Consider the following 19,911-nt stretch of genomic DNA (forward strand, 5'->3'; position numbering starts at 1 on the left):
GCGCCATGCCAAAAGATGATTTGCAAGTTATGCGCGACTTGATGGGCTCGCAACGTGAAGGGTTCGCCTTGCCTCGTCACTTCTACACCTCTCAAGCCGTATACGAGAACGATATCAGTGCGTTCTGGAACCGAAACTGGATCTGGGTCGGCCATGTTAGCCAGGTCCCTGAACCGGGTGATTATTTCCTGTTCGACTATGGTCCCGAGTCCATTATTATCGTTCGGGATCGGGAAGGCGAAGTGCGCGGGCATCTGAACGTATGCCGCCATCGTGGATCGCGGGTTTGCATCGAACGGAAAGGCAAAGCCCGCAACTTCATATGTCCGTATCACGCGTGGACTTTCGACTTGAACGGCAAACTGCGGAACGGTCGATCAATGGGATCGGATTTTGATCCGGGCCAGTATGGGTTGTTCCCGGTTCAGGTGAAGATATACCAAGGCCTTATATTCGTCTGTGCAGCCGCGAATGCACCACCTCTGGATGCCGCGTTGGAGCGACTCGCCCCACTTTCAAAGCCGTTTGACTTTGAAAATCTGAAGGTCGCACGTGAAGCCTCGTATCCGGTTCCCGCGAACTGGAAACTGGCCTTGGAAAACTATCTGGAATGCTATCACTGCGCCCCGTCTCATCAGGACTATTCGCGCAGTCACTCGTTGAAAGATCCTGCTCAAGTTCTTGAGTTCAGCGGCGCTCTTCGCGAGCGGATGGACGAAGTCGGAGTTCCCTTGGAGGAATTGGACCTGACCGGAGAAAACGCGCTCGCGCCGGGTGCAGATGTCTATTGGCGGCGCTACCCGCTGTTTCCCGGGTATTTGACGGGCAGCAAGGATGGTACGCCTTTGGCTCCCCCTCTGGGAGAGCTAAAGGGTCACGACGGCGGTGCCACCGATCTGGGGATCGGGACTTTGAACTACTTCCTCGTTTATGCAGATCACATGGTTGGCTACCGGTTCGTTCCGCGCGCCGTGCAGGAAACGGATATTCAGATCGTCTGGTATGTGCGCGGCGATGCTCGAGAGGGTCGTGACTACGATAAGGACGCGTTGACATGGCTCTGGCATGTCACGTCGCTCGATGATGAGCGGATCATCCGTCACAATCAGGAAGGCGTGAACTCCCACCATTTCGTGCCGGGACCGCTGTCCGAGATGGAGTGGAGCATTCCTGGCTTCTATCGCAACTACTTCAGCATGATCTGACAGGCTCAGAATTCGGAGAAACACCATGACAGAGTTAACGAAGCGCAGATCAAGACGGCGCGGGGGCGGGCGTGAGGCGCGCGCGGCCGTGCGAACCAGCAACGTCGCTTCGCAGGCAATCTGGCCGGGCATTCCCGGAGGAAGATACAAGCCCCTTTCAGACGCTGACATGGCCCGCATTCATGAAGCCGCCCTAAGTATTCTGGAGCGTACGGGCGTCGGTGATCCAACACAGGAAGTTCTTGATCTCGTGCTGCCCAAAGGGGCGACGGTGAACGAGCACGGCAGGCTGTGTTTTCCTCGCGCCTTGATGGAAGACCTGTTGGCCAAGGCCGCCAGCGAATTCTATGTCCATGCGCGCGGATCTCGGGCCGGTAAGGACGACATGCACTGCACCAAGGACAAGGTGTATTACGCAAATTCGGGCACGGCGGTGACCACGTTTGACGCGGAAACGCGCAGTTACCGACCATCGACGCTCAAGGATATCTACGATTTCACCCGTCTTGTAGACCGGCTCGACAACATTCACATGACCGGTGATACGGTTCTGGCTACGGATGTCCCGCAGGACTACGAGCATGACATGAGCATGCTATACGCCATTCTGGCGGGAAGCGAGAAACCGTCCTGCCTGACATTCCGCACGCGCGAACACATACAAGACGCCATTCATATGTTCGATCTGGCATCGGGCGGGGAGGGAAAGTTCCTTGAAAAGCCCTCGGTGATTTTTGGAGGCTGTCCCATCGTCTCACCGCTTCGGTTCGGGCGGGAAAACCTGGAAATCCTGATTGATACTGCGAAAATGGGCCTTGTCTGCGACCTTGCCGTTCCGCCACAAGCCGGAGCCACGTCACCTGCGCCATTGGCCGGCACGCTCGCGCAGGCGGTGGCCGAGACCCTTTCCTGCGTGGCCATTGCCAACCTGATCAACCCTGGTACGCCCGTCGTCTTTGCGGCTTGGCCGTTCATTACCGATCTGCGCACTGGATCGTTTACTGGCGGAAGTGGCGAGCAGGCTTTGATTTCAGCCGCGGCTATTCAGATGGGCAACTTCTACAACCTACCAACCAGCGTCGGATGTGGAATGACGGATTCCAAGATCCCCGATGCGCAATATGGTCTGGAAAAGGCGCTGACGTTTGCTTTGGCGGCGCATGCCGGTGCCAACCGGCTCTGCGAGTTTGGTGGAATGCTCGGCAGCCTGATGGGCTGCAGCTTTGAATCGATGGTCATCGACAACGAGGCGGCGGGTATGATCTCTCGAACACTGCGCGGGATCGAGGTGAGTGACAGTACGCTTTCGGTCGACGTCATCCATGAATGCGCAATAGATCCCGGTCATTTCCTTGGTAATGCGCAGACCTTGCAATACATGGAGACCGAGTATGTCTATCCAACCTTGATGGATCGGGAGCTTACCGACACTTGGGAGAAGGCAGGCCGTCAGGATATGTTCGAGCGGAGTAGGTCGGTTGTGAACGATATCCTCTCCAATCACTACCCGAACTACTTTGGCAGCAAGGCTGATGAAGAGGTTCGATCCAGGTTTCCGATCAAGTTGCCGCCTGAAGTAATGCGGGCTGAGTGAGCTTAGTAGGTCGCAGTAGGGGCCTGCCACTTGCAAGGTTGCGAGGCCACTCCGAAGCCATTCCTAAGTTCTCAACGCATTCTGGCGCGTCAGGTCCTCGGTCGCCAGCCGGATGCCCGTTTCAAGGATGTCGAACATCTGGTTCAACTCGTCTTCCGAAATGATCAACGGCGGAGAAAACACACACATATTGATGATTGGCCGCAGGATCAGTCCGTTCTCCTGACAATGATGATCGATCAATGCGCCAACTGATTTATCAAGATCCAGCAAGTTATCGGCTTTGGCGTCCGCAACACACTCAACGCATCCAACCAGCCCCACACCGCGGGCATCACCGACGAGCGGCAATTCAGCTAGGGCCTGAAGGCGTTCTGCGAACAGCGGCGTGATCGCGCGGACATGCTCAAGAACGCCGTCACGCTCCATGATTTCGATCGTCTTCAAACCGGCCGCCGCGCTTACTGGGTGGCCCGAATAGGTGAAGCCATTAGAAAAGGTAGCGTCCTGGGCGTGTTCGCCGCTTATTTCTGCTATCAGCCGATCAGAAATGATGCAGGCCCCCATCGGCACATACCCTGAAGTCATTCCCTTAGCGCAGGTGATGATATCCGGCTGAATACCGAAGACGGCTTCGGACGCAAACCAATGCCCAAGCCGTCCGAACCCAGTCACAACCTCGTCCGAGATATACAGGACATCGTACTTTCGGCAGATTTCCAGACAGCGCAGATGATATCCCGGTGGAGGTACGATGACACCTCCAGAGCACAAGATCGGTTCAGCGATGAAAGCTGCGACCTTGTCTGCTCCGGTCTGCAGGATCATGTTTTCCAGATCCGCTATTTTTTCGTCCAGAAAGTCGTCGACTGTCTGCTCGGGGCGACGCGTATAAGGATTCACATTCGGCAGGAAGCGCGTCAGGTGACTTGCCTGGTCCAGCCAACCTTTGTCTCGCTCTTTTCCGGACACTGAGGCCGCCAGGTAGGTCGATCCGTGATAGGCTTTCTGCCGCGATATCACGATCTTCTTTTCAGGCTTGCCCAGAAGGTTGTTGCGAAACTGCACAAACCGAAGAGCGGAATCCACGGCGGTTGAGCCACCTGTCGTGAAGAACACATGGTTCAGGTCGCCCGGCGTCCTCTTGGCGATCTCATGCGCCAACCGGGCGGGGGCTGAGTTGGCATTGTTGAAGGGCGAAAAATACGCCATCTCTTTCGCCTGCTGGGCCATGGCATCGGCAATTTCAGTGTTTCCATAGCCCAATTGCATACACCACATGCCAGCAGGGCCGTCTATTAGGCGCTTTCCGTCCTCAGTGAAGACGTGAACGCCCAGGCCGCTTTCTGCAAAGGTGCGTTCGTTTTGGCCCAAACATGACATTCCCTCCCACGGGTGCAGGAAATGTTCGTTATCCCACTCGCGAATGGACCGAAAGTCAGAGTTGGAAAGGGTCATGCAGCGTCTCGATGAAATGGAAATCACAAAATGAACAAACATTTATTCAATGTCAATTCTTGAACTCTCGCTCTGCTAAATGCGAGAAGACAAAGGGCGACCACCCAGCGGAGGACAAACAAGATTACTCTCGAGCCCGATATCCCAACCAATGCCCGTGATCTGGGTAAGCTGCAGAACCGAAAGCAGTTGATCCAAGCGGCTGCAGAGGCCATCTACAAGTACGGAATTCGCGGCACGACCTCGGCAAGAATCCAAGAGTTGTCAGGACTGTCGCAAGGGATGGTAAACCTACACTTTGGCTCCAAAGAAAAGCTTCTGCTTGCGGTGGCTGAGGAATTGTCAGTCCGCTACGCGGAGCAGTGGAAGGTCATCGCAGCCAATCCCGAGTTGGACCCGGCAGACAAGTTAATCTCTTTCATTAAGGCAGACTTCGATCCCTTGGTCCTAAATGCACGGGACGTCGCAATTTGGTTTTCCTTCCGGGCCGAAGCGCTCTCGAACCCGAAGGTATATCCTTTCATCGACTCGCGAGACAAAGGTTTCAGGGCGGCGATACTGGAGCTGTTGGAGCAAATAAAGGTTGAAGGCCAGTACGATGACGTAGACGTCAATCTTGCAACAGACGCATTGGTTGCTTTGCTGGAAGGGCTCTGGACCGACTACCACTTGCACTCAGAGATCTTCAAACCTTCGGAGGCTTTGAGGATCTGCCTGTTTGTACTGCAATCGATGTTTCCAAAACACTTTAGCAACCAAAAGATCTAAGGATGAAGGTGGCTTTTGAAAATAGGAACCTACCGAGGTCAATCCCTAATCCGTCCGTGTCTCGTGAATGAATCGCCGCAAGTCATTATTCATTGGTTGGGCCCATAAGACGCACATGAGCAATGCAAAACACCAAATAGCAGCGCGCCGATGATCAGCGAACTAGCCGAAGCTTCCAACCCGCGGCCGCGCGCGATCAGCAAGATTCCAATAACAAAGTCAGTAAAAATCCCGAGATGATAGTATGAGCTGCGCCGGCATCTTCAATCCCACCGGTTATGACCGTTTTCACAACAACGACATCAGCGTCGGCATATGTAGCAAGAAGTCTCATGGTTGGGGGCAGGACCGCCAAACTGGCACCAACCTCATTGGCTGCTCCTAACGGTGTCGGACGTTCGTCAGAACTGCCGCTATGACCGGGTCACGGACAAAGTTCTAGGATTCTTCAAACAGATCGGTCATCCGTAGGATTGCACTACACGGCCGTCGAGAGTGGGAAGGAGTACTTTTCTTCTCTTCCGAAAGTGTAGTGACTCAATTCAAGGCCTCCCTACATGCTGAGAAGGCCGTTACGGCTCACCGGTGTCCAGAAACCCTCCGGTGGAGCCTTTCTGTGTGTCTGACGGTATCGTTTCCAAGGCTACGTTGCTGGATGCTCGGGTGCGTCACCCAAAGCCAGTAGTAAAAGGATGGCCAAAAGCGGTGATCCAACCAGACCGATCAGGAACCAGATCAAACCGGATCGGTTACGCCGCCCCGCCATCGTGATCGGCAGGATATAAAGCCAGATCACGCCAAGCAGCAAGGCTAGCATAAATATCAGTTGGATAACTGGTGCGTCCATTAAATTTCGCCTTTCGTATCTTGACGCCATGTATAGCACGGCTGATCAAGTTTGACAGACGGTGGCCCGAATGCGCTCTTGGGAAAAATTAAGTCGCGACATTGGTCCCGGGCGTCCTGGCACTCTCCCGGTGGCCTCCTTGGCTATTAATCGTTATAATCCCAAGGGTTGGGGCGTTCCGGATAGCAAAGTAGATAAGTCGGGAATGCCGACAAACTTTCTGTGCGTTGGGGGAACTCTCTAAGTCTAGCCAAAATCTGCAGGTTGGCCAAAAATCAGTGGTTTTCTGCCAAGACGTTTAACTGTTGGTCACGTGACTAAAGAAAAGACCGCTTTCCGATCTGAACTGCCAATCTCGCTCAAAGCTTCACCCGCAGCACTGCTGGGCTGGGTGATAGCTAGAATAGTGGTCAGTGCGACGACGGACTCCTTGACTTTCACACTCTACTCAAAATCCTTGCAGTCGATGAGGGAGAGAGTTTGTGCAAGCTGAGGGATTTGTCAAAGGGCGGCCGATTGACCTGGCAGTATTGGACTACGGGCTGTTCAAGGTTCATTCCACTGGTCGCATCATTGGGATCTGCGGCTTTCTGATCCGGACGGATCTGGGAGAAGCCATACTCATCGACACCGGGTTTCCCGAAAAATATGCGACCGATACCGAAGCCGCGGTCAAAGAAGATCTTTTGTACGAGTTTGGCGAAGTCCTGAAATGTGAACCGGAAAATCTGCCACGCGCGCAACTGGCAAAGCTCGGTCTCATTCCATCAGACATTACGTTGCAGATTTGTACCCACACTCATATCGACCATATCGGGGCATTGGGCGACTTTCCCGGCACTCCGATACTGATCTCTTCCGTCGAGCGGGCACTGCCTCGTCCATTGTATTGGGGCGGTGTGCAGCCTTTGGAGTGGCCCGATCGGGATTACCTCTTGGTTGATGGCGACGTAGAGATTGGACCAGGTATCCTGGTATTGGCGGCACCCGGTCATGCACCTGGCCAGATCGCCCTGATGGTCGATCTTCCCTCGGGTCCGGTTTTGCTCACCAGTGACGCGATATCCCGACCGTCAGAAATCGATGAGAAATTTGCAGGGTCATGGGACGAAGAAGCCGCGATTGCCAGCGCAGACAGGTTGATGCGTCTAGCATCCGAGCGAAACGCCTTTGTGATCTATGGGCATTGTCCAAATCAATGGCCAGTTCTGAAGAAAGCACCAGAGGTCTACCGTTGACCCCAACCGGTGGTCCACCTTTCCCGAAATCGATTGATCTTCCTGAAAACTACCTGACGTCCCGCCCTTGATTCAGAATGATTACATTTCCACTGGAAACGTCACCGGCCGATGAAATGAGAAAACTGACCCAAGAGGCGACTTGCTCGGGCTGCATCGCATGACCATGCGGCATGGCGCCAACGGCTTTCTCCAAGACTTCCTCAGACAAGACATTGAACAAGGGCGTCTCGGTCATGGCTGGCGCCAGCGAGTTCACACAGATTTTTTCCTTTGCGTATCGACGGGCTAGGTCTTTCGTAAGGGTATCCATCGCCGCCTTTGATGCCCGGTAGTGCGGAGGGTCAAATACATCGAAATTGTAAGCTCCGTTTGATGAGATATTCACAATCTTTTTGACGCCCTCGCGTTCCAACATCAATCGGACAGCCTGCTGGCAACAATGGAACGCAGAGTTGAAATTGATTGCCATCTGCCTTTCCAGTTCCTCGGGCGGTATATGCGGGAAGTCGGACATGAAGCAGGTGCCAGCGTTGTTTACCAAAGCATCGAGGCCGCCATAAGCTGACTTTATGCCATCAAACGTCTGCGCGATTGCAACTGGATCCGTCAAGTCAACGCAGAATTGTGTGAAATTTGAACCTAACTCTGCCGCCAGTTCATCCAAGCCCTCCTCGTTGAGGTCCAGTCCAAGGACGTGGAACTCACATGTCCGCAATTGGCGGCAGATAGCCTGTCCCATCCCTCCCGCGGCACCAGTCACAACGGCTGTTTTCATAGTAACTCCTCGAACCCTGGCGAAACAGTGGATATCTTGAACTACAGAAGGAAACCCGCAACGCAGGTTTCTGCAAGTATGGATAGTCAATCTCTAAAAAAATTCGGTGAGCGTCTGGTTTGGGCTCGGAGTTAGACCTTGCGATGTCATTCCACCGCGCTTTGGCGCCGGATGTGCTTTTCGACGTTGCAACTGAAGCAAACGGCAGCATGGTCCGCAATGCAGACGTTCAAGCAAGTTGCAGCGAATGACCGCTTTGAGCCCATACCTACCCGGTGTGCTCCCCGCAGCGAATGTCAGCTTGTCCGGGCTGCTCCATGCTCGTGCGCGGCGTCCTCGCGCCGCTCCTCAAGTGCCTGTCGGACAATTTGGTACGAAGATGACAAGAATAGGCTCGCCATGATCGCAGCGACAATGAGGTCAGGCCAGCCCGTTGCGGTGCCCCAGACACCCAAAGCGGCAATCATCACGGCCACATTGCCGATGGCGTCGTTCCGCGAGCATAGCCAAACCGACCGCACGTTGGCGTCTCCATCCTTGTAGCTGACAAGCAAGAGTACGCTCGCAAGGTTTGTTGCGAGAGCCAGCGCACCGATGATCCCCATGATTTCGGCCTCTGGAACACCCACGTAGAACACCCGATAGACGGTCGAACCAAACACCCACGCGCCCATCAGGAAGAGGCTGATCCCCTTCGCCAAGGCTGCGTTCGTTCGAGCGCGAACAGAAGCACCGATCACGGCGAGGGAAATACCATAGGTGAGCGCGTCCCCAAGGAAGTCTAACGCGTCTGCTTGAAGTGCCTGAGACTTTGCATAGTGTCCGGCGGTCATCTCGACCACGAACATTGTCGCATTCAGCGCGATGACGATCCATAACCGGCGTTTGTATTCGTTCGACATCCCGTCAAACTTCACGTCGCTACCGCAGCATCCTGCCATTTTTGAAACCTCTTCAGAATCGCCTCGGTTCTAATGTAGTCTCTCTAGTGACTAGAGGTTCAAGAGGGTTTTCGCATGTTCTCAATTGGAGAGCTTTCGAAGCGGACGAAGGTCAAAGTGCCTACCATCCGCTACTATGAAGAAATGGGTCTCCTGGCTCCACCGGAACGTACAGCAGGCAACCAGAGGCGTTACACAAACGATGGTCTGGAACGCCTGAGCTTCATCCGTCATGCGCGTGATCTTGGCTTCTCCATCGACGCGATCTCATCTCTGATCGAGTTGCAAAACCATCCAGACCGATCATGCGAAGCCGCCACCGAGATCGCCGAAGGTCAGTTGTCCGAAGTGCGAGCCAAGATCAAACGACTCAAAGCGCTTGAGAACGAACTGAAGCGTATTGCTCAAGGATGTGATGGTCGCGGCGTGGCAGAGGACTGTTATGTCTTGGCCTCGCTCGCAGACCATGACCTATGTGGCCGGGATCACTGACCCTCGAAAGCTGACATCTATTCGGTAACTCCGAACGGCAGCTTTGTCCGCACAGCAGACGTACGTCGCAAGTCTTTTCAATGTCTACCGTGCGGACCTAATATTTCGGTGGTGTGATCTGCTCAAACGACCGCTTTGTGCGCATTGCAAATGAGCGAAAGCACCTCGGGAGGGTTGGAAATCTGGCGGCGGGTCCAAAACAGCGTGGCAATCGCTTTAAGAAGCGGACAATTATCCAGTGTGTGAGCAACGCAGTTCCCGTCAACGCTATCTGGATTTACTTACCGGACTATGAAGCTTGATTATTGCAGTTTGTGTTCGTCTCGTCTGAGTAATAGACACTTGATGCGGTGTTCTTTGGGAGAGTGGCTGTCCTCCTGAAGACCCCTGTCGCTTGTGTTTAGCAAATCAATACCAGGTTGAACGATTGACATGCATTCGCAGTTGGTATGCTATCCGCAACCATAACGTTAACAGAAATTTGCGACACGGTATCGTGAATTCAATGCGGTTAAACGGCTGCAACATGGGAGAAAATAATGAAAAATCCAATACTCGTACTGACGCTTTTGATGACGACGACGTCTTTGGCCAGTGCCGAAACTCTGCGTTGGGCGCGCTCGGGGGATGCGCTGACGCTTGACCCGCATTCGCAGAACGAAGGGCCGACGCATACCGTGCGCCACCAGATGTATGAACCTCTGATCATTCGCGATACGAGCGGTGCTTTCGAGCCTGCGCTGGCGACCGATTGGGCCCCCAGCGAGAGTGATCCGAATGTCTGGGTGTTCAATCTGCGTCAGGGCGTGAAATTCCACGACGGCGCCGATTTCACTGCAGAAGACGTGGTGTTCAGCATCAACCGTGCGAAGCAGCCGAACTCGGACATGAAAGAACTGATCAATTCGATTGTCGAGGTGCGCGCTGTCGACGACCACACGATCGAGATCGAGACGGACGGTCCGAACCCCATTCTGCCTGCGAACCTCACCGACCTGTTCATCATGGACAAAGGCTGGACCGAGGCGAATAACGCGGTCAACGTTCAGGATTTTGAAGGCGGTGAGATCACCTTTGCGACCGTCAATGTGAATGGAACCGGCCCCTACAAACTGGTCAGCCGCGAACCGGACGTTAAAACGGTGATGGAGCGGAACGAGGATTATTGGGGGCGCGATCAGTTCCCGATGGCGATCAGCGAAATCATCTATACACCGATCCAGAATGATGCGACCCGCGTTGCGGCGATGTTGTCGGGCGAGGTGAACTTCCTTCAGGATATGCCGGTGCAGGACCTGGACCGGGTGAATGCCGTCGACGGTTTGGTCGTCAAACAAGCGCCGCAAAACCGGGTGATCTTCTTTGGCATGAACCAGGGCGCGGATGACATCGAGGCGGATAACGTCGATGGCAAGAACCCACTTGCCGACGTCCGCGTTCGTCGGGCCATGTCCAAAGCGATCAATCGAGATGCCATCCAACAGGTGGTCATGCGCGGTCAGTCGCAACCCGCCGGGATGATCGCCCCGCCGTTCGTGAACGGCTGGACTGCCGAGATGGACAGTGAAAGCAGCACGGATGTTGAAGGCGCAAAGGCGCTTTTGGCCGAAGCGGGTTATCCGGACGGTTTCTCGATCCGGCTGGATTGTCCCAACGACCGGTACATCAATGACGAAGGTATCTGTCAGGCCGCTGTCGGGATGCTGGGTCAAATTGGCATCACTGTGAATCTGGATGCCAAACCGAAAGCACAACATTTCCCGCTGATCACGGACGGAAAGACCGATTTCTACATGCTGGGCTGGGGCGTTCCGACGTATGACTCGGAATACATCTTCAACTTCCTGGTCCATGGCCGTGAAAGCGACATCGGGACGTGGAACGGCACCGGGTATGACAATGATGAGTTGGATGCCAAGATCAAGTCACTGGCCTCGAACACGGATCTCGTCGCGCGAGATCAGGCTATCGCCGAGATTTGGCGGGTGGTGCAGGATGAACAGCTGTATATTCCGATCCACCATCAAGTGCTGAACTGGGGTATGGCTGAAAACCTGGACATCAACGTTGATCCCGAAGATCAGCCTATGGTCAAGCATTTTGGCCTGAAGTAAGAAACGTGGCCGGGCCTCGGGATGCGAGGCCCGCCACCAAAGAGTGGGAGCTATCATGAAACGTCTGACCACTGCCGCGCTATTCTGCGCGCTTGCCTTGCCCGTCGCAGGCGAAGAGTTCACGTTTGCCGTTACAACGGACCCGCAAACAATGGATCCTCATGCTGTCAACTCTGCCCCGGTTCTAGGTTTCTTGAACAACGTCTACGAAGGGCTTGTGCGCCGGGGCAAGGACATGACCATTGAACCGGCGCTGGCCACGAGTTGGGAAACCATCGGGGACGGAGCTGGATGGCGGTTCAAACTGCGCGAGGGCGTAACGTTTCATGATGGTTCTGAATTCAATGCGGATGACGTGATCTTCTCGTACCAGCGGGCGTCTGACGAAAACTCGGACACACGCAGCTGGTTCGCGCCCGTCAGCGAGGTGGTGAAGGTTGACGACTACACCGTCGATGTCATGACCACCGCGCCGAACCCGATTTTCCCGGACAGCATTGCCAACTGGATGATCATGGATAGCGGCTGGGCCGAGGCAAACGACGCAGCACTGCCTGACAAAGAATCGGGCAACTATGCGACCCTGAACGCCAATGGCACCGGTGCTTTCCGAGTTACCGCTCGAGAGCCGGGCCTGCGCACTGTTCTGGAGCCGTTCGACGGCTGGTGGGACACAGCAGAACACAACCTGACCCGCGCTGAATTGGTGCCAATCCAAAACCCGGCAACCGCTCTGGCGGCTTTGTTGTCCGGAGATGTCGACTTCATCAACCCGGTCCCAATTCAGGATGTGGCTCGGTTGCAAGGCAATCCGGATGTGAAGGTCATTCAGGGCGTCGAGGCGCGCGTGATCATGCTGGGGTTTGATCAGCAGGAAGGCGCGAGCGAAGCCGGGCAGGGTGGCTCGGACCTTTTCCGAGATGTGCGCGTCCGCGAGGCGGTTGCAAAGGCAGTCAACGTTCCAGCCATCCTGCAAACCATCATGCGCGGCAATGCTGAGGTGGCGAGCCAGTTGGTCAGTCCTGCGATGCGTGGCTATTCGGCTGCGAATGCGGACCCCTATGTCTACGATCCCGAGGGTGCCAAAGCTTTGCTGGCTGAGGCTGGCGCTGAGGGGGCCGAGATCAGCTTTAAGTGCCCCAACAATCGTTACCTGAACGACGAAGCTGTTTGTCAGGCGATCACCGCCATGCTGTCTCAGGCCGGGCTGAACGTGACGCTCGATGCGATGCCGGTTCAGAACTACTGGCCTGAACTGCGGGCCGACAACTTTGATATGTATCTGTTGGGTTGGTCACCCGGTACGTTCGATGCCGAGCATCCCGTGCGTTTCCTCGCTTCGACCCCGAATGAGGAAAAGAAGCTGGGATCATGGAACTTTGGCGGCTATTCGAACGCTCGCGTGGATGAATTGCTGCCGCTGATCCAGTCCGAGATTGACGAACCCAAACGTCAGGCAATGCTGGACGAGGTGGCAGGTATCCTGCACGACGAGGTGGCCTATGTACCGCTTTACGTTCAACCGCTGGTCTGGGGCGCGCGCAGCAATATCGAGCTGACACAACGGCCCGACAACTTCTTCCTTCTGCGCTGGGTAACGGTCAACTAAATGCTGTCATACATTATCAGGCGTGTGGCTCAGTCGGCGCTGGTTCTGTTCGTCGTGGGCCTGGTCGCCTTTTCCATGTTCCGCTTTGTCGGAGATCCGATCGACAACATGCTGGGGCAAGAGCGGACCATGGAAGATGTGGAACGTCTGCGGTCGCAGTTAGGGCTCGATCAGCCGTTTCCGGTGCAATATGTGAAGTTTCTGCAGGAAGCGGTACAGGGCAATTTCGGCGTCAGCTTCCGTCAAGGGCGTCCGGTCGCGGAAATCCTGGCCGAACGCGCTCCGGCAACGTTGGAACTGGCGCTGGTCTCAGCCGTATTTGCCATAGTCTTGGGCATCGCGCTGGGTGTGTTCACCGCAATCCGGCGAGACGGGTTTGCAGCGAATTTCATCATGTCAGCTTCTCTGATCGGGGTGTCCCTGCCGACGTTCCTGATCGGAATCTTGTTGATTTACATCTTCTCGGTCGAACTTGGCTGGCTGCCTAGTTTTGGACGCGGAGAAGTCGTAGATCTGGGCTGGTGGAACACCGGGTTGCTGACAAGCAGTGGACTCAAGGCGCTGATCCTGCCCGCGATTACGCTGGGTCTATACCAGATGACCCTCATCATGCGGCTGGTGCGCTCCGAGATGCTGGAAGTACTCCGGCAAGACTATATCCGCTTTGCCCGCGCCCGTGGGCTGAGTGACCGGACCATCAATTTCCGCCATGCGCTGAAGAATACTATGGTCCCGGTCATCACGATTATCGGCCTGCAACTGGGGGCCATCATCGCCTTTGCCATTATCACCGAGACGGTGTTCCAGTGGCCGGGCCTGGGCCTTCTGTTCATCAATGCAATCCAATTCGTGGATATCCCTGTCATGGCAGCATACCTGATGATGATCTCGGTCATCTTTGTCACCATCAACCTTGCGGTCGATATCCTTTACGCCTTCATCGACCCGCGCCTGAGGGTCAGCGCATGAACCGTGTGAAACGCATTCTGGACAGCGACCAGTTCTACGCCTTCCGCCGCTCGCCTGTGGCCATGGTGTCGGCGACGGTGGCATTGATCCTGATCCTGGCCACGATCCTCGCACCACTGATTGCGCCGACAAACCCGTTTGATCCGGCCAGCCTGAACCTGATGAATGGCTTCACTCCGCCGATGGAGCCCAATGCCTTTACAGGCGAAACCTTCCTGATGGGCACAGACGATCAGGGGCGCGATGTGTTCTCGACCATCCTCTACGGAATGCGGATCTCGCTATTCGTTGGGGTGGCGGCCGTTCTGTTCGCGATGGTTCTGGGGATCATTCTGGGCCTGCTATCGGGCTATTTTGGCGGTTGGACCGAAACCATCATCATGCGCACGGCGGATGTGCAGCTGACTTTCCCCTCGATCCTTCTGGCCATGCTGATCTTCGGTATCGCCAAAGGCATTACCCCGGTGGAGTATCGCGATCAGATGGCGATCTGGGTGCTGATTCTGGCCATTGGCCTGTCCGATTGGGTGCAGTTTGCTCGGGTGGTCCGGGGTGCAACGCTGGTTGAGAAGAACAAAGATTACGTCGCCGCCGCTCGCATCATCGGGCAAAGCCCGCTGACCATCATGCTGCGCCATATCCTGCCCAATGTACTGTCACCGGTGCTGGTGATCGCGACGATCTCATTGGCGCTGGCGATCATTGCCGAGGCCACGCTCAGTTTCCTTGGCGTTGGCGCGCCACCGACACAGCCTTCGCTGGGGACGCTGATCCGCATCGGGCAGGGTTTCCTGTTCTCGGGTGAGTGGTGGATCCTGTTCTTCCCGGCTTGCACCTTGCTGGCACTTGCGCTGAGTGTGAACCTGCTGGGCGACTGGCTGCGCGACGTTCTGAACCCGAGGCTGAAATGACCGATCCCGTTCTTTCGATCCGTAACCTGACAGTGGAAATCCCGACACGCCACGGTATCTTCAAGCCGGTCGAGCATGTGACCTACGACCTGCATCCTGGCGAGATCCGGGGCGTTGTCGGCGAAAGCGGTGCCGGCAAGTCCATGACCGGCAACGCCGTGATCGGCCTTTTGGATCCCCCGGCCCATGTCTCCGAAGGGGAGGTCTGGCTGAACGGTCGCCGGATTGACGAACTGGACGCCGAGGACAAACGCCGAATCCGGGGCAAAGAGATCGGGATGATCTTTCAGGACCCGCTAACCTCGCTGAACCCGTTGTTCACAGTGGGTGAGCAATTGGTCGAGACTATCCAGCTTCACCTCGGCCTGTCCGCTTCGGAGGCCAAAAAGCGCGCTATTGCGCTGCTGGATCGCGTGTCCATCCCGGACCCGGCGGACCGTTTCAACCAGTATCCGCACCAGTTCTCCGGAGGGATGCGTCAGCGGGTGGTAATCGCGCTTGCACTCTGTACCGAGCCCAGCGTTCTGATCGCGGACGAACCCACAACGGCCTTGGATGTGTCTGTCCAAGCGCAGGTGCTTGATCTGATCAAGGAACTGGCGAAAGAGCGTCAGGTCGGCGTGATCCTCGTTACCCACGACATGGGCGTTATCGCCGACACCACGGACTCGGTGACTGTGATGTATTCCGGTCATGTGGTTGAAAGCGGAACGACCGATCAAATCCTCGGCGCACCGAAACATGAGTATACCAAATCTTTGATTGCCGCCGTGCCGCGCCCGCACACCAAAGTAGAGCGTTTCCCAGTGGTCAATTATGGCGAGCGGGAAAGAACCTTCAAGATCGACGATCTGGCGGCCCATTGGGAAAAGACCGATCTGTCGAAATCCGGCAAACTGCTGGAAATCGAAAGCATTACTAAAACGTTCCTGCAAAAAGGCGGGCTACTGCCCTCGCAACGCAAGTACTTCACTGCCGTCGATCAAGTGAGTTTCGACATTCGCGACGGTGAGGTTTTCGGCCTTGTCGGCGAAAGTGGCTCTGGCAAGTCCACAGTCGCCCGGATGATTGGAACACTCTATCCCGTAGACGGTGGTCGGGTGATCTTTGATGGCGAAGACGTCACAGTGATGGAGGCAGAGGCCCTGCAAGCCTACCGCCGCCAGATCCAAATGATCTTTCAAGATCCGTTCTCCAGCCTTAACCCCCGCATGAGGGTCGGGGACCTCGTGGCCGAGCCCATCCATCATCACAAAATCCTGCCCAAGCCTGCTATTGAACCGCGCGTGCGCGAACTTCTTGACTGGGTTGGCCTGGCCAAGGACGCGTGGCGCAAGTATCCACACGAGTTCTCCGGTGGACAGCGTCAGCGCATTTGTATTGCTCGCGCCCTCGCAACTCAGCCCCGTTTTCTGATCTGCGATGAGCCGACCAGCGCCCTAGACGTATCCATTCAGGCGCAAATCCTGAACATTCTCAAAGACCTGCAGGAGCATCTGGGCCTGACCATGCTCTTTATCAGCCATGATCTTCCGGTCGTACGTCAGATGTGTGACCGGGTGGGCGTTATGCGGCATGGGAAGCTGCTTGAGGTTCAGGAGACGGACTCGTTGTTCGAAGCTCCAGAACATCCGTATACACGGGAACTTTTGGACTTGATGCCACGGCTGAAGCAATTGGCGTAACCTTAACGGTTTGGTCTTTCATAGGCTGTTTCAGAAGAAGTTGTTTGAGAGGTACATGCGCAAGCGATCAACGGTAGTTTGAACTCAAACACTGACTTGAATTGGCTCCATCGCAAAGCGTCTGGTACTTGTTGTCGACCCGATTTCGGACCCGGATGAAGCTAAATGAAATGCAATCTCGATCAATGAGGTCTGCGTCGAGGTCGCAGCCGACGGCAGCAATGCGGTTTGCGACTTCAGAATATCCCTTGAAAGACAGCTTTCCACGCCTCACCACACATCTCGACACGGCCGTACGCGAGACTTGTTAGGGACTGGGTGTCGGCCATTGGTCTCAAACCGAGCGACTACGGCGCACGCTCCCTGTGCCGGACCAAAGCACCCGAGAACTGACATCAGAAACAAGTCGGCGGCTGAATCCCGACCAATGCACTGTCCAATAGCGCGCATGAGCGCTGAGTTCCGGACCCTGCAGAGCGGAAAATATCCGCTCTGCAGTTCCTGAGTGGAATTTGCCAGCGGCTAGGAGGGGTTTGTCTGCTTGCCGCCGAACGCAAACGGCACTCCGTCTGGATCACATAGTATGGGGATTTGAGCTTGAACGGTTTCGCTCACATTCAAGGAGGCCGGACGTGCGCCTCTGGTTTCAGCAACACGGATGGGGTCGGGGACTGAAGTAACTTTGAGGCAAGGGACCCAAGATGCGTTTGAGGGAGTTGACCAAGTCGCGGCATGCTGGATTGCAACAAGACGGCCCCGAGGCCCGAGGATTGTGGCGCAATCCTGGTCCCGATCGGGAGACACCTGCCATCCGAAGAGTTCGATGTAGAACGCCTGCGGAAAGTCCTCACCGTTGCTGATATACACTTCAGGGCCAAACTGCCGTCTCGGCACGAGGAAACTGTGCCGAGACAGCGAAATCCCCACCAAAGCGCCGAGCGGATCGCGAACGAGTGCGTTGCGCCCGACGCCCGGCACCTCGAATGGCTCCCGAACTATTTTGCCTCCGAGCGTGTCGACGCGCTTGGCCGCCAGGTCCACGTCGGGGACCTCGATGTAGGCGACCCAGCCCTTCGCTTGCTCCGGAGGCGTCTCGATCAATCCCGCGCCCGCTTCGTCACCGGAGAGGGCGAGGACGAAATCCTGCTCGCCGCCACCCCATGCAAAATCCGATGCCCGCTCGACTTCAAAAGACCAGTTGGCGACGTGCTGGTAGAATGCCATTGAACGCGCCCTGTCCGGTGTGAATAGGTCATGCCATACGATTTGACCGGCTTTCGACTGTGTCATTGCCTTACTTCCTGACATCTTTGAGTTTTTTGACTCCGCGGACCATCTTCCCGAACGCCTTGTCGCGCGACCTGCGTTCCGCAAGACTCGCCGAGTTAAACGCATCTTCGGCCATGAGCTTGCGCCATCTGCGAAGCCGATCGCCATCAAGAACACCCTCATCGATAGCCTTCAAAACAGCGCATTCCGGCTCAGAATCGTGCTGACAGTTCTTGAATCGACACTGTGCGGCCAACTCCTGAATGTCGGCGAAAAGATCATTGATGCCTTCCGCTGCGTCGGTGAGCTGCAGTTCCCGCATGCCTGGAGTGTCCAGGACCAGACAGCCATTGGGCATCGCATGAAGCTCGCGCCGCGTTGTCGTATGCCGCCCCTTTGCGTCGTCCTCACGAATGGTTTGGGTTTCAATGGACTGACTCTTGAGCAGCGCATTGGCCAACGTTGATTTACCAACACCAGATGAGCCGAGAAACGCCACCGTCTTGCCGGGGTTGCACCAGGGAAGCAGTTTTGTCCGGGGCGCGTCTCCGCGGGCGTCAAGGGCGACCACGTCGATCATGTCCGATACCGCGCGGGCAGCGTCGATATAGTTCTGCGGGTCTGTCACGAGGTCGGTCTTTGTGACGACGATGACGGGTGTCATCCGTGCCTCAAAAGCCAGAGCTGCATAGCGTTCCAGCCGGGCCACCTTGAAGTCCAGATTGCAAGACGTGACGATAAAGGCCGTATCAATATTCGCCGCGATCAGTTGTTCCTGCCGGTCGGTTCCGGGCGCACGCCGCTTGATGAGGCTTGTGCGCTCAAGAACCCGACTGGATCGCGGACGTGTGGAGTCCAGCATCAGCCAGTCTCCGACAGTTGCGTCGGCTCCAGGCGGAAGTACCGTATCGATGCCGTCACCGACGACATGCAGCCCATTGCGATGCACTTCGACAACGCGAACGGGAGGTGTCGCCGACAAGTCTTCAACGCTGATCTGTTGGGCGAAAAACGGTTGCCATCCCAATGCCTGAAGAGGGCTGAGATTGGCGTGCGATCCGGCGTCGCTTGCGCGAAGCGGAAGGAAGTCGGAGTAATCCCTTGTCATAGGGTGTTCACTTTCATGTCTCTGGCCCAGGTCAGATTTGGGCGCTGATGGTAGGAAAGAGTGCGCACATCAAAACACTCCGTCGGCAACAAAGCGACGGCGGTGCTTCAGATCTTGAATATGCTCCGGGAGGCGCGCTGCCTCCCTTCCTTACCGGGACATAAAATCTCCATTTCCGATGAAGTGCACATAGGATGACGGCTGGCACAACACAACAGTTGACCGGTGAATTGGCGCACTTCGTCAGTTCTTTGTAGCGACCATTCAACACGAAGAAGACTGTGTGAACTTTACCCGCGTAGCAGCCTTTTGTGCTGGAAACAGCAGTTGACGACACCGGGTCAAAAATTCCCCAAGGTCCTCCTTGGGCCGTTACCACACATCCCAACAATCTGAATATTAGGCGGCTTCGTGCGCAATGCGCCTGTCGAATTGGACTATAAGCGACTGCTCCGAGCCCTGAACTGAAACTCGGTATCGAGTATGCTAAGCTGGATCGTGCGAGGCACACATACATTCAGAAACCGCACCTTTGGGAGGACGGATGTATGATCATGCGCATTTTTCAGGTGACAACGCGGCCGGGAAAAGAAGAGGAATTTGGCCGCTTTTTTCGCGACACTGCGATCCCGTTGATGAAAAGGACCCCTGCAATCGTGCACCTTTTTCCGGGCGCGCTGTGAGGGTGGTCTTGACCCCTGAAACTGGTCCGAACCGAGTGCGAAATTTTGGGTATATTTCTGGCAACGAGGGAGTGTAGCGATACCGAAGAAACGATTCAGCGACGAACAGATTGCCTTTCGATTGTGGACAAGGCGCTTCGTCAGCCGAAAAAAATTTCAGCCGTAGCCGGCTGACTGGCTTCGAACCGCAATTCCTCTGGAACGACACTACTTCAGGAAACCTCCTGACCTTTCTCGGAACA

General features: G+C 55.6%; 17 protein-coding genes and 1 pseudogene. 12 read left to right on the plus strand and 6 right to left on the minus strand.

The features are described 5' to 3' along the window. Positions 1-5: 5 nt before the first annotated feature. Both ACR0IR_RS03305 and ACR0IR_RS03310 read left to right on the plus strand, forming a co-directional pair. A complete protein-coding gene (locus ACR0IR_RS03305; RefSeq protein WP_170363792.1) occupies positions 6-1,205 on the plus strand; it encodes an aromatic ring-hydroxylating oxygenase subunit alpha in 1,200 nt (399 codons plus the stop codon). 25 nt (positions 1,206-1,230) lie between these two features. After that, on the plus strand, positions 1,231-2,799 hold the full coding sequence (locus tag ACR0IR_RS03310; RefSeq protein ID WP_170363791.1) for a trimethylamine methyltransferase family protein: 1,569 nt from the start codon (positions 1,231-1,233) through the stop codon (positions 2,797-2,799). Between the two features lie 63 nt (positions 2,800-2,862). Here ACR0IR_RS03310 and ACR0IR_RS03315 read toward each other — a convergent pair whose 3' ends face one another. Next, positions 2,863-4,257: an aminotransferase gene (locus ACR0IR_RS03315; protein WP_170363790.1), complete on the minus strand. Its 1,395-nt coding sequence runs from the start codon at positions 4,255-4,257 to the stop codon at positions 2,863-2,865. Between the two features lie 189 nt (positions 4,258-4,446). Between ACR0IR_RS03315 and ACR0IR_RS03320 the strand changes: the two genes are divergently transcribed. Further along, the gene (locus ACR0IR_RS03320; RefSeq protein ID WP_254441529.1) at positions 4,447-5,025 is read left to right on the plus strand and encodes a TetR/AcrR family transcriptional regulator; all 579 of its coding nucleotides are present in this window, start codon (positions 4,447-4,449) and stop codon (positions 5,023-5,025) included. Between the two features lie 643 nt (positions 5,026-5,668). Here the strand turns inward: ACR0IR_RS03320 and ACR0IR_RS03325 are convergent. Further along, on the minus strand, positions 5,669-5,872 hold the full coding sequence (locus ACR0IR_RS03325) for a hypothetical protein (RefSeq protein ID WP_170339910.1): 204 nt from the start codon (positions 5,870-5,872) through the stop codon (positions 5,669-5,671). 482 nt (positions 5,873-6,354) lie between these two features. Between ACR0IR_RS03325 and ACR0IR_RS03330 the strand changes: the two genes are divergently transcribed. Next, entirely contained in the window at positions 6,355-7,110 is a 756-nt protein-coding gene (locus ACR0IR_RS03330) for an N-acyl homoserine lactonase family protein (protein WP_170363789.1), read from the plus strand. A 49-nt stretch (positions 7,111-7,159) separates the two neighbouring features. Here the strand turns inward: ACR0IR_RS03330 and ACR0IR_RS03335 are convergent, their stop codons facing one another. Both ACR0IR_RS03335 and ACR0IR_RS03340 read right to left on the minus strand, forming a co-directional pair. After that, on the minus strand, positions 7,160-7,888 hold the full coding sequence (locus ACR0IR_RS03335; RefSeq protein ID WP_170363788.1) for an SDR family NAD(P)-dependent oxidoreductase: 729 nt from the start codon (positions 7,886-7,888) through the stop codon (positions 7,160-7,162). Positions 7,889-8,184: 296 nt separating this feature from the next. Then, positions 8,185-8,829 carry a cation efflux transmembrane domain-containing protein gene (locus tag ACR0IR_RS03340; RefSeq protein ID WP_170363787.1) on the minus strand — a complete coding sequence of 215 codons (645 nt, stop codon included), beginning with the start codon at positions 8,827-8,829 and terminating at the stop codon, positions 8,185-8,187. Positions 8,830-8,904: 75 nt separating this feature from the next. On the opposite strand from ACR0IR_RS03340, the gene ACR0IR_RS03345 reads away from it, so the two are divergent. From ACR0IR_RS03345 to ACR0IR_RS03375, 7 genes and pseudogenes are all read left to right on the plus strand, one after another. Beyond that, complete coding sequence (locus ACR0IR_RS03345) at positions 8,905-9,321, plus strand: MerR family transcriptional regulator (RefSeq protein WP_170363786.1); 417 nt, start codon at positions 8,905-8,907, stop codon at positions 9,319-9,321. 539 nt (positions 9,322-9,860) lie between these two features. Then, on the plus strand, positions 9,861-11,435 hold the full coding sequence (locus ACR0IR_RS03350; protein WP_170357425.1) for an ABC transporter substrate-binding protein: 1,575 nt from the start codon (positions 9,861-9,863) through the stop codon (positions 11,433-11,435). Between the two features lie 55 nt (positions 11,436-11,490). Next, the gene (locus tag ACR0IR_RS03355) at positions 11,491-13,044 is read left to right on the plus strand and encodes an ABC transporter substrate-binding protein (RefSeq protein WP_170363785.1); all 1,554 of its coding nucleotides are present in this window, start codon (positions 11,491-11,493) and stop codon (positions 13,042-13,044) included. Then, positions 13,045-14,013 (plus strand): ABC transporter permease, encoded by a 969-nt coding sequence (locus ACR0IR_RS03360; RefSeq protein WP_170357427.1) that lies wholly within the window; start codon positions 13,045-13,047, stop codon positions 14,011-14,013. Then, positions 14,010-14,924: an ABC transporter permease gene (locus ACR0IR_RS03365; protein WP_093964993.1), complete on the plus strand. Its 915-nt coding sequence runs from the start codon at positions 14,010-14,012 to the stop codon at positions 14,922-14,924. The genes ACR0IR_RS03360 and ACR0IR_RS03365 overlap by 4 nt, the downstream gene beginning before the upstream one ends. Then, on the plus strand, positions 14,921-16,609 hold the full coding sequence (locus ACR0IR_RS03370) for an ABC transporter ATP-binding protein (protein ID WP_170363884.1): 1,689 nt from the start codon (positions 14,921-14,923) through the stop codon (positions 16,607-16,609). The genes ACR0IR_RS03365 and ACR0IR_RS03370 overlap by 4 nt, the downstream gene beginning before the upstream one ends. A 261-nt stretch (positions 16,610-16,870) precedes the next feature. After that, positions 16,871-16,996, plus strand: a pseudogene (locus tag ACR0IR_RS03375) (integrase); the annotation flags it as partial. 135 nt (positions 16,997-17,131) lie between these two features. Here ACR0IR_RS03375 and ACR0IR_RS03380 read toward each other — a convergent pair. Next, entirely contained in the window at positions 17,132-17,917 is a 786-nt protein-coding gene (locus ACR0IR_RS03380) for a VOC family protein (protein WP_170363784.1), read from the minus strand. Next, positions 17,904-18,986 carry a ribosome small subunit-dependent GTPase A gene (gene rsgA / locus ACR0IR_RS03385; protein WP_170363783.1) on the minus strand — a complete coding sequence of 361 codons (1,083 nt, stop codon included), beginning with the start codon at positions 18,984-18,986 and terminating at the stop codon, positions 17,904-17,906. The genes ACR0IR_RS03380 and rsgA overlap by 14 nt, the downstream gene beginning before the upstream one ends. Positions 18,987-19,534: 548 nt before the next feature. Between rsgA and ACR0IR_RS03390 the strand changes: the two genes are divergently transcribed. Further along, the gene (locus ACR0IR_RS03390; protein WP_480778962.1) at positions 19,535-19,669 is read left to right on the plus strand and encodes a hypothetical protein; all 135 of its coding nucleotides are present in this window, start codon (positions 19,535-19,537) and stop codon (positions 19,667-19,669) included. Positions 19,670-19,911 lie beyond the last annotated feature (242 nt).

It is taken from the genome of Ruegeria sp. CF2 (assembly GCF_056537385.1).